Source organism: Nonomuraea cavernae (assembly GCF_014646355.1).
Lineage (GTDB): Bacteria > Actinomycetota > Actinomycetes > Streptosporangiales > Streptosporangiaceae > Nonomuraea > Nonomuraea cavernae.
On the sequence record NZ_BMNH01000003.1, the window covers coordinates 438,503 to 449,092 of the forward strand.

Annotated in this window: 10 protein-coding genes; 3 read left to right on the forward strand and 7 right to left on the reverse strand. The window is 70.0% G+C overall.

The window, feature by feature from the left end; translation table 11 throughout:
- Window positions 1-5 precede the first annotated feature (5 nt).
- The 6 genes from IEY82_RS08880 to IEY82_RS08905 form a co-directional block, all read right to left on the reverse strand.
- Window positions 6-839 (reverse strand): glycosyltransferase family 2 protein, encoded by an 834-nt coding sequence (locus IEY82_RS08880; protein ID WP_189123514.1) that lies wholly within the window; start codon window positions 837-839, stop codon window positions 6-8.
- Between the two features lie 174 nt (window positions 840-1,013).
- A complete protein-coding gene (locus IEY82_RS08885; protein ID WP_308015941.1) occupies window positions 1,014-2,129 on the reverse strand; it encodes a GNAT family N-acetyltransferase in 1,116 nt (371 codons plus the stop codon).
- An 8-nt stretch (window positions 2,130-2,137) separates the two neighbouring features.
- The gene (locus IEY82_RS08890; protein ID WP_189123516.1) at window positions 2,138-2,506 is read right to left on the reverse strand and encodes a hypothetical protein; all 369 of its coding nucleotides are present in this window, start codon (window positions 2,504-2,506) and stop codon (window positions 2,138-2,140) included.
- A 297-nt stretch (window positions 2,507-2,803) separates the two neighbouring features.
- Entirely contained in the window at window positions 2,804-4,387 is a 1,584-nt protein-coding gene (locus tag IEY82_RS08895) for an RNA polymerase sigma factor (RefSeq protein ID WP_189123517.1), read from the reverse strand.
- A gap of 130 nt (window positions 4,388-4,517) precedes the next feature.
- Window positions 4,518-6,287: a substrate-binding and VWA domain-containing protein gene (locus IEY82_RS08900; RefSeq protein WP_225262457.1), complete on the reverse strand. Its 1,770-nt coding sequence runs from the start codon at window positions 6,285-6,287 to the stop codon at window positions 4,518-4,520.
- A 135-nt stretch (window positions 6,288-6,422) separates the two neighbouring features.
- Entirely contained in the window at window positions 6,423-7,061 is a 639-nt protein-coding gene (locus IEY82_RS08905; protein ID WP_189123518.1) for a cation efflux transmembrane domain-containing protein, read from the reverse strand.
- A 134-nt stretch (window positions 7,062-7,195) separates the two neighbouring features.
- Between IEY82_RS08905 and IEY82_RS08910 the strand changes: the two genes are divergently transcribed.
- The 3 genes from IEY82_RS08910 (at window position 7,196) to IEY82_RS08920 (ending at window position 9,514) form a co-directional block, all read left to right on the forward strand.
- Entirely contained in the window at window positions 7,196-7,972 is a 777-nt protein-coding gene (locus IEY82_RS08910) for a DUF4184 family protein (RefSeq protein ID WP_189123519.1), read from the forward strand.
- Window positions 7,965-8,825: a TrmH family RNA methyltransferase gene (locus IEY82_RS08915; RefSeq protein WP_372459691.1), complete on the forward strand. Its 861-nt coding sequence runs from the start codon at window positions 7,965-7,967 to the stop codon at window positions 8,823-8,825. Before IEY82_RS08910 ends, IEY82_RS08915 begins: the two co-directional genes overlap by 8 nt.
- Window positions 8,826-8,956: 131 nt before the next feature.
- Window positions 8,957-9,514: a protein kinase domain-containing protein gene (locus tag IEY82_RS08920; RefSeq protein WP_225262459.1), complete on the forward strand. Its 558-nt coding sequence runs from the start codon at window positions 8,957-8,959 to the stop codon at window positions 9,512-9,514.
- Here the strand turns inward: IEY82_RS08920 and IEY82_RS08925 are convergent.
- Window positions 9,450-10,590 (reverse strand): RNA-guided endonuclease InsQ/TnpB family protein (locus tag IEY82_RS08925; RefSeq protein WP_189123520.1); only part of this gene is annotated, 1,141 nt, incomplete at its 5' end. The genes IEY82_RS08920 and IEY82_RS08925 overlap by 65 nt on opposite strands.

Sequence of the window (10,590 nt, forward strand, 5' to 3'; positions counted from 1 at the left end):
CTTTGTTATGCGACGCCCCGGTCCGCGGCGGGAGCGGCGGCCGGCTCGGGCTGCACGGGAGTGGGCTGGCGGCGCCACTCGCGCAGGATGGTCTTGAGCACCCGGAAGCCGTCGCGCACGGCTCGCAGGTTGCTCTCGCCGTGGATGCGGCAGCGCTCGTGGCTCGGCACCTCGTGCACCTTCAGCCCGCCCTTGGCGGCGCGGACGTTCAGCAGGGTCTCCACCTCGAAGCCGTCGCAGTCGAGGTCGAGCACGTCGAGGTGGCGGGCCCAGAAGGCGTTGTAGCCGTAGCAAAGGTCGGTGTACTGGGTGCCGTACATGACGTTGACCAGGCTCGTGAGCACCTTGTTGCCGAACCTGCGGTTGAAGGTCAGATCGTCGCTGCCCCCGCCTGCGGCGTAGCGGGAGCCCTTGACGAAGTCGGCGCCCGTCACCAGCGCGCCGACAAAGGTGATGATCTCGTGGCCGTCGGTGGAGCCGTCGGCGTCGATCATCACGATGATGTCACCGGTGCAGGCGGCGAATCCGGCGGCCAGGGCGTCGCCCTTGCCCTTGCCGGTCTGCGTGACGATCTTCACATTGGGCCGCAGCCGCTTGGCGACGGCTACGGTGTCGTCGACGGAGTTGCCGTCGACGAGAATGATCTCGTCGATCCACTGCGGCAGGGTGGCGAAGACGTGGGGAAGGTTCTCGGCCTCGTTCATCGCCGGAACGACCACGCTCACCGTCGGGGAAATGGCCAGGTGAGGAGTGACCGGCGTGAAACGCTCAATAGGTGGCATCGATCGCAACGGTGTGATCTGAATCTTGCCGTTGTGCTTGGTGGTCTCGGGACTCATGGTGAGGCAAATCCTTCCGGGACCTCCTCCACGCGAGCCGAGGACGGCCACACCCGGGTGCTGGGGGAATGGCGACATCGACCAACGGTGCGTGGAGCGGTCCTGTGGCGTGAGGGTGGTGCTTCAGTGCTGCTGCTGTGCCGGGGGTGGCGCTGGTTGGGGTGGGGGTGGGAGCTAGTTGGCTCCCGTGGGTTCCTTCACTGCTTGCTTGGCTGGCTCGGGGCGTAACGAACTGCGAACACGGCCGAAGCCCTTGAGGACACGATCGGCCGCTCTATAGAGAGACGGTCGGTCCAGGACAATTGTTCGCGCCTTGTTGAACGGGGTCCGGCCCATCCAGTGGACCGCCGCCGTCGGGGAGGGCCTCGACACGCGGCCCTCGGCGACGTAGAGGACACCGCTCTTGAGCCAGTCCTTGTACTCCTTGCCGCCCTTGCCCATGTCGACCATCTGCAGACCGGCCGTCGCGGCGGCCTCGGCCATCTGCAGGTGGTGCACGATGCCGGGGGAGTAGCGGGCGTACTCGGTGTCGTAGGCGGGGAACCAGCCGACGAGCGTGGTGGCGGTGCGCAGGCCGAAGTGGCCGGCGACGGGCGTGTCACCGGCGTAGAGCATGGTCAGCACACCGCCGAAGTCGCTGGAGTGCTCGGCGTGCATCAGGTCGATCAACTCGACGATCCACGGCTGCGCGAACCTGTCCACCCGCCCCGTGCGACGGTACTGGTCGGACTTCCAGCCGAGCAGGACGCGCAGCACCTCGGGATCCGCGGAGGCGTACTCGAAGCGCAGGTCGCCCTGCTCCCGGCCGAGCTTGCGCTCCTTGTAGCGCACGGTCTTCAGGTTCTTGGGGGAGTTGGACCTGACCTGGTCGAGCCAGGCGTCGAAGCCCGCGGTGAAGTCCATGACCGGCGCCGGGCGGACGTCGGCCTCGTACGGCGCGAACGTCGGCTGCCCCGCGACCATGTGGTCGAAGTCGAAGACGGTCAGCTTGCAGGCGCGCAGCAGGGCGCGGGCGTCGAACTCCAGCCCGGGGGCCGCGATCAGGCCGTGGCAGGTGGTGAGGAAGCCGCCGAGTGGCTTGCCGATGCCGAAGCTGTGACGCTCGTAGGGGAAGAACCCGGCGACACCGGACCCGTCGTGGAGGACCGCCACCCTCACGTAGTCGCGCAGCCTGTCCATCGCCACGGCGAACTCGACCGACAGGAACGGGTTGTCGAGGCTCGGATCCGCTTTCTGCAACTCTCGCCAGCGGGTGAGTTCGGAGTCTCCGAGATCTCCGGGGCGAACCACCGTGATCTTCACCTTGACCTGGCCCCCTGTTCGGTCTGCATGTTCTTCCCCCGGTACAACACGCGAAGCACGTACATGAACCCGCCGAGCACGGCGACCGTCGCCACTCCCGCTCGCGGCGACCACGCGTTGAACTGCAGCATGGCCTGGGCGAGGAGAACGTTGATCACCAGGCTGGCGGCGGCCCCCACGGAGAGCGCGGCCAGCGGGTCACGATCACGCAGCAACCCGACCACCGCCGCCCCGGGGACGACCAGAAGGAACAGCGAGATCAAGGCAGGGCGGAGAGGCGTCTCGATGTCGAAGAGCGCGATCACCGCTCCCGCGATGCACGCGAGCCCGAGCAGCCACGCGAGCGCTCGGCGGTGCCTGATCATGGTGTCTCCTGGCTCCTGGCTGGTTAAAGGCGCGATTGATCGCATTTCATGGGACCAACCCACCTGCCGGCACGTCAATGCCGACGCTTGGTGACCCGCATTGGTTTACCGAGAGGCGAGAATTTCCCATGTGGCCTACAACACAGGGTCAAGCGTCCCGCGGCCCGATCCGTTCACCAAGTACACCAGGATGCCCTATTGGGTGCCCGATCATCGAGTCAGGGCCCGACTCCTACCTGTATGTCGCTTAAACGAAGATCTACGGTGATGCGCATCACTCATGGGAAAACTGTTGCCTCATGAGGGACTCCCCGTCTCACTGTGCGCATCCCCGGCCGAGCTGTGCGACGGGTCGCTGACCGGATCGGTCTCGGTCGGGGTGGGCGTCAGCTCCTCCGACGGCCCCTCCGAGGGCTGCCGCTGATGACCACGCCACGACAGCGAGCAACTGCCGCCGCCGCCGTTCGAGCCGAAGGACACCGTCCCGCTGCCGGGAGTGTCCGGGTCGGTGACCGTGACCCAGACGGAGACCGACCGGCCGGCCTTGATCGAACCGCTCGCCGGGTACACGCCGAGCCTCGCAGAGGCGCTCGCGGTCCAGGTCACGGCGGCATTGCGGGCGGTCAGCCGGACGGTGGCCACGCCGTCGATCCCGTCGGGGCAGGTGGCTCCCAGCCGGGCGCCGGCCACGGGGCGGCGGGTGGCCGGCGGCGCGGTGGCCGGTCGGGTGGTCGCCGCCGTGGCGACCGGCCGCACCGTGGCCGGCGTCCGGTCCGGGCCGGTGGCCGAGGGCGTCGGGGTGGGCGTGGGCTCGTCGTCCTCGGCCGCGGGCTCCTCGGGCTCCTCGGATGGATCGGTGAAGCCCTCCCCGGGCGAGGACACGGGCGGCGGCGAGGAGATGACGTGCAGCGCCGTGCCGGTGCCGGTCTCGCCGCCGCCGATCATCACCATCGCGCCGGTGGCGGCGAGCACGCAGACCCCCGCGAGGACGACCGGCGCGAGCCCGCGCGGCCGGCGCCGTCGTCGCGAACGGGGCTCGGCCGCCGCCGGGAAGCCCGTACGGTCGAAGCCGTCACCCCGATCCATGATCAGCATGCGGGTGTCGTCACCGGAGGGGCTCCCGCACGTCTCTATCACCCGGTGGCGCAGCGAGATCGGCGGGAAGGCCACCGGGACCAGGTCGAGCAGCCGTCCCGCCGAGACCTTCCGGTGCCGTCCCTCGGTGCACACCTCGCAGCCGCCGATGTGCCCGGACAGCCGCCTGCGCAGCAGTGGCGTGAGCGGCCCCTCCCACGAGTCGACCATCGACGACAGGTCGGGGCAGTGCGCACGTCCCACACGCGCCAGGATGACGGCCGCGGCGGCGTTCTCCAGATGGTCGCGGGCCCTGCCGAGCCGGCTCGCGGCCTGGCGCGAGGTCAGCCCCAGCACGGCGCCCGCCTCGGACGGGGTCAGGCCGTGGCGCGGCGCCAGCTCCAGCAGCTCTCGCTCGTTCCTGCTCAGCTCGCCCAGCGTCTCGCGGACCAGGTCGGACAGCTCGGAGTCGTCCGTCTCCTCCAGCACGGGAGCCGGCAGACCCTCCGGCGAGGTGCCGCCCCGGTGCGCCATCCGCGCCACGGCCTGGAACCTCGTCAGCGCGTACAGCCAGGCGCGCAGCCGGGTGTCCTCCTTCAGCCGCCGCACCGCCCCCTGGGCCGTGACCAGCGCGTCATGGACGGCGTCGGCGGCCGTCTCCCGCTCTCCCAGCAGCATGAACGCGTAGGCGTAGAGCCGCTCCCCGTAGGCGTCGTACAGCGTGGCGGGGGCGTCGGCGTCGGCACGCCGCAGCGCCTCCGCCAACCGCTGATCGGCGGCACGGTCCACACTCGGCCATCCAGGCACGCAGTCCCTCCCCGGCTGGGTTCGCTACCCCACGCGCTTAGGACGCCGCCGGAAAAGAGCCGGTTGGCCATAGATGCTCAACCGGCATGACCAGGGAGAACAGTGTCAGAAGTGATGTGAGTTGCCAGAGTCACCCGTCGCACTTGGGGGAGCAGAGGCGGCGTTCCATGGCCTGCAGGAAGATGTCGCGGACCTGGAGGACATCCTTGGCGATGAAGGCCTCGCCGCCGGTGGCCTGGGCGAGGGCGTCCATCCGCTGCTTGCCCTTGGGGGCGTCCGGGCCGAACGCGATGAGCAGGATGGCGACCGGCCGCTTGGGGTTGTACGTCTTCTTGAGGAACGACAGGATCTGCGCGTCGCTCACGCCGCCGTCGGGGTCGTCGTTGCCGGCGCCGTCGGTGAGGATCAGAATCGTATTGATCTTGTCCTCGGCGTACGTCTTGGACATCTCCGTGTAGGCGGCCTTGATCGTGTCGTTGAGCCCGGTGTCGCCGGTGGCCTTGGGCTGCAGCGTCCTGTTCAGCGTCTCCTTGCGCAGCACTCCGTTGACGGTCTCGCTCAGCGGGCCGACCGAGACGTTCTCGATCCAGTCCTTGCCCTGGCCGTCCATGTGCGTGGAGAAGGCCCACTGGCCGATCTCGGAGTCGGCCGGGAACAGGCCCAGCCCCTCGGACGCGATCTTGCTGATCGCCTGCATACGGGTCATGTTCGTGCCCGGCACGGGCAGGGCCATCGTGCCGGACACGTCGAGCAGGGTGAGCATGCGGGTGCCGAGGTTCAGCCTCGACCAGGTCTGGGTCATGCTGGCCACGGTCTTGGCGTCGGGCGCGGGCAACGCCTCCGGGGCCTCGGGGTTGAAGCCCTTGTCCTTGGACAGCGCGTCGCCGGCCTGTCCGTCAGGGGTGCGGAAGCCCTGACCGCGCAGCACCTTGCGGGCCGACTCCGTGGCGAGCTCCTTCTGGAAGGCCGCCGCCGCCTTCTGGACGGCCGGGTCCTTGGTGACGGTCACGATCGGGTAGTCGAGGCTGAGCGTGCCCTCGGCCGGGTAGAGCGGCACCACCTGGGCGTCCGGCTTCTTCGTGTTGTGGACGTAGACGGTCTGCTCGGACGTGACGCCGACGGGCACCCTGCTGCCGGACTTCACGGTGAGGCTGGCCAGCAGCGCGTTCGGGTCGGAGACCAACTGGCCCGACAGCTCCTTCAACGCGCCCACCAGAGCCTTGCCCTGGCCGGCCTGCTTGGCGGAGCCGGCGGCGGCCAGCAGCGCGGCCATCCCGGCGGAGTTCTTCTGCGGGTCGAGGGCGAGCACCCGGACCTTCCTGCCGGGGCCGTCCGGGTTCGCGACGTTGGCCGCGGCGATCATGCTGACCCAGCTGGGCTTGAGGCTGCCGGCCAGCTTGGGGGCCGCCGACTTGGCGGTCACGAGGACGACGGGCGAGGTGGCGACCGACCCGGACGGCTCGGGCAGCGCGGCCTCGGCGGCGGGCTCACCGCGCAGCCGGGCCACCACGAGGCTGGAGTCGGCCACCCACACGTCGGCGTTGGCCTTGCCCGCGGTCAGGGCGTTCGCGGTCTTGGCCGCCGCCTCCTTGGCCACCGACACCTCGACGCAGCGGCTGTCGATGGAGTGCAGGGCCTTGTTGTAGGTGCCGGCGATCTTGTTCAGGGCGGGCTGGATGTCAGGGGTGGCGACGACCCGGAGGGCCAGCCTGCCGCCGGAGCAGTCGTGGTCGCGGTTGAAGATGACGAACGCGGCGACACCGAGAAGGACGGCCAGAGCGACGGCCCCGGCGAGCGGGACGAGCACCCGGCCCCGGCCGCCGCCCGTGGCGCGCCTGCGAGGTGCTGGTTGCTGGGATTGGTAGCCGCCATCGAACTCGTCTGTGCGGTGTCGCCCCACGATGTCCTCTTAGCTGTGTCGATGACCTTCCGGAGACCCTAGCCGGAGATACTCCGCAATACTGTCGGAACGATACTCGGTGCGGTTACTGTGGCAAAACAGCCCTTTTGGTGCAGAAACCACGGTGAGTCACCGTCAGTGGCAGCATGCGTGACCGCGCCAGGCCCGCATTCCCTCACGCAGCGCGACGATGGCCAGGGCGACCGCCATGGCCGGATCCACCCACCACCAGCCGAGCGTGTTGAGCCACAGCCCGGCGAGCACACCGGCCGCCATCATGGCGCAGATGAGGTTCTGGGTGCCCTCTCCCGCGGTCGACGGAGAGGCCAGCCGCCGCCCCAGCCGCCGCTTGGCCATCCCCAGCGCCGGCATGCTGACCATGCTGACCGTGGTCACCACGATGCCCAGCGTGGTCGGCACCGCCCGGTGGCCCGCGTCGAGATCGTGCGCGACGTGCAGGACCAGGTAGGGGGCGAGCACCCAGAAGCTCACGGCGACCGCGCGCCGCGCCTTGAGCTCCGCGCTCGCCGACAGGGTGCGCGAGCCGGTGAACCGCCACACCACGATCAGGCTCGCCGCCGCCTCCACGAGGGCCGCCAGTCCCCAGCCGATCAGCGCCACCGAGTGCGCGGCCAGCCCGGCCACCAGGCCGAGGGAGCTCTCCAGCCCGAGCCACACGAGCGTGACGACCGACAGTGCGCGCGCCGTGCGCGCCGCCCGGAGCCAGTCGGCTGACGCGGCCGGATGCGCGTGAACCCGCTGGTCAGGCACCATGAACCTCCGAATCCGCGGCGTCCGGCCGCCGACAGCGTTACGTACCATACCCGCTACTTAGCGTGACTTTAGTGGCGAGGGGCAAAGATTGACAGGGTAATCTGTAATGATCGTTTCGGGGGAGGAGCCGTTTCGTGCCGTTCACGCCCGCCCACATCGCCGCCGTGCTGCCGCTCGCGTCGTCGTCCCGGATCCGCAGGCTGGTCGACCCGTGGGCGCTGGCGATCGGCGCGATGGTGCCCGATCTGCCGATCTTCCTGCCGTTCCTGCCCGACTACTCCGACTGGCACGCCTGGCGTGGTGTGCTCACCATCGACCTGCTGTCGGTCCTGGTGCTGCTCGCCCTGTTCCACTTGGTGCTCAGGGATCCGCTGATCTCGCTCCTGCCGCCCTCGCTCGCGGGCCGCGCCGCGACCCTGCTGCCCTCCTGGCGCCGGGTCCGGCCGCTGCCGATCGTGGCCGGCGCGCTGATCGGGGCCGCGAGCCACGTCCTGTGGGACTCCTTCACCCACTCCACCGGTCCGGCGGAATGGGGCGAGTGGCTGTCCTACTCGGTCTTCGGTGTGATCAGGCTGTTCCGCCTGCTGCAGTACGGCTCCTCGGTGGTGGGTCTGGCCCTCGTGGTCTGGTGGGCGTGGCGCCGGCTGTCGCGGATGGCCGCCTGCGGAGTGCCCGGCCACCTGCGGATCTCCCCTCGCGCCCGGCTGACGGTTCTCACGGCCTCCTACATCGGTGTGGTCGCCGGAGCGCTCCTCTGGCCGGTGCTCTATCCGCCCGCGCCGGAGTTCGGCCTGCCCGGCGTGCTCACCAAGGTGGGCGCGGGCACCGTGGTGGGGCTCTGCCTGGTGCTCTGCTGCTACGCGCTCGGCTGGCAGGTCAGGCGGCTCGTGGCAGTATCTGAAGGTGCCTGAGTACGTAACCGACGCGAGCGACCCTCGCCTCACCGACTACACCCGGCTCCGCGACGTCGAGCTGCGCAAGAGCCTCGAGGCCGAGCGCGGGCTGTTCATCGCCGAGGGCGAGAAGGTGATCAGGCGCGCGGTCGCCGCCGGCTACCCCATCCGCTCGGTCCTCACCGCCGGCCGCTGGCTGGAGCAGCTCGCCGACGTGCTCGGCGACGCCCGGGTGTACGTGGCCGGCGACGACGTCATGACGGCCATCGCCGGGTTCCCGGTGCATCGGGGGGCGCTGGCCTCGATGGAACGCCTCCCGCTGCCCCCGCTCGACTCCGTGCTGTCCGGCTCGTCGTCCGGCTCGTCGTCCGGCTCGTCGTCCGGCACGTCGTCCGGCTCCTCACCGGGGCCCCGGCGCGTCCTGGTGCTGGAGGACCTGGTCGACCACGGCAACGTCGGCGCGATCTTCAGGTGCGCCGCCGCGCTGGGCGTGCACGGCATCGTGCTGTCGCCCCGATGCGCCGACCCGCTCTACCGGCGGGCGGTGAAGGTGTCGATGGGGGCGGTGTTCTCGATCCCGTACGCCCGGATGGACAACTGGTACGACGGTCTGGCCCGGCTGCGGGAGGCCGGATACCGGAGCCTGGCCCTGACGCCCGACCAGACGGCCACCTCCCTCGACGCCGTCAAGCTCACGGACCGGGTCGCGCTGCTGCTCGGCTCGGAGGGCGACGGGCTGTCGTCGCGGTGGCTGCTCGAGGCCGACGAGCCGGTCTGCATCCCGATGAGCCCGGCCGCGATGGAGGCGGGGGTCGACTCGCTCAACGTGGTGGCCGCCGCCGCCATCGCCTGCCACGGCCTGATGCGCTGATCCTCGCAGTGCCGGGCTTTCGGCGGCGAACGTGAACTTTGCGGTATTTCCGTTGGTGATCGTTATTCTCCCGGTTATCTGAACGACCTGGTGTTCCAGGCAAGCTGATCGCGAACCTTGGGGAGGCGCGCGTGGCCGTGTTCGAGGAGTTACAGCCGCAGGACTTACGGAGGGTGGGGCCCTATCGGATCGAGGCGCGGCTGGGCGCGGGTGGGATGGGCCGCGTTTTCCTGGGGCGGTCGAGAAGCGGGCGCGCGGTGGCGGTGAAGGTGGTCCACCCGGAGCTGGCCGGCGATCGGGAGTTCCGGCACCGGTTCGCCCGGGAGATCGCCCTGGCCCGTACGGTGAGCGGGTTCTTCACCGTCGGGGTGGTGGACGCCGATCCGGAAGGGGACCCGCCGTGGCTGGCGACGGCGTACGTGCCGGGTCTGTCCCTGGATCAGGCGGTTGCCGAGCATGGTCCATGGCAAGAGCAGGCCGTGCTCACGCTGGGGGCCGGGCTCGCCGAGGCGCTGGAGTCCATTCACGCGGTGGGGGTGGTGCACAGGGACGTCAGCTTCTCGGCCGTAAAACGACCGAGCTTGCAGCTCCTGGCCGTCGGTGGCTTCGACGGTCTGGTCCGCGTCAGGCAGCGTGACTCACTGCCCAGCCCGTCTCACCGCGTGCGGCGATGTTGCGGGCTGCGTTGACGTCGGCGTGCTCAGCGAAGCCGCACGACGTACAGGCGAAGGTTTCCTGGTCGGGCCGGTTGTTCTTGGCCACGTGTCCGCAGGCCGAGCAGGCTTGCGAGGTGTAGGCCGGGTCCACCCAGACCAGGGCGACACCGGCGCGGGCCGCCTTGTAGGCGATGAAGTGGCCGAGCTGGTGGAAACTCCATGAATGCAGCGTGACCCGCTGGGGCTTGCGGAGCCGTACCCGGTCGCGGATGCCCTGGAGATCTTCCAGGGCGATGCCTCGCCCGGTGCGTGCAGCCTCGGTCACGATGCGTCTGGCGATGGTGTGGTTGGTGTCGGCGGCGAAACGCGCTTCCTTGCGGCGGCGTTTCTTCAACAGCCGTCTGGCGCTCTTGGTCTGTTTGGCCTGCAGGCGGCGGCGCAGCTCGCGGTGGCGGTGACGGACCGCGTTCAGGGTCTTGCCGCTGTGGCGGACACCATCGCCGGTGCCGGTGCCGGTGGCGGTGGCGGTGGCGGTGGCGGTGGCGGTGGTGGCGATGTTGGCGATCCCCAGATCCACCCCGACAAACCCGTCCGGGGCGCGCACCGGAACGTCCGGCAGGTCGCAGGTGGCGATGAGGAACCACCTGCCATCGCGGCAGACCAGGTCTGATTCGCCCTTGCGGTGAGCGGCCAGCAGGGTGAGCTGATCGGGCGAGGCGGTGAACGCCACGCCCTTCATCCGCCCACCCGTGGTCCAGATCGACACCGTGCGGGCGTTCAGCTGCCAGGACAGGCAGCGGTCGTCGAACGGCTGGGCCGCGCCGGGGCGAAAGACGATCGGCCTGGCCAGCACCCGCTCACGCCGGGCGGAGCCGGGCCTGCCCAGATGGCCGTTGCGGACATGGGCGTGCAGGGTGGTGTAGGCGTCGGCGACCTTCTTGATGACATGCTGCGCGGCCTGGGCCGCCAGCCCGTACCTGTCCTTGACCTGCCCGTAGACGTGCTTGCGCAGATCGTAGTTGCGAAACACCCGCCGGTCGTGGGCGAGCTGCGAGACCCAGGTGGCCGCGTCGTTGGCCGCGCGCAACGTCGCCTCCAGCGCCGCCGCC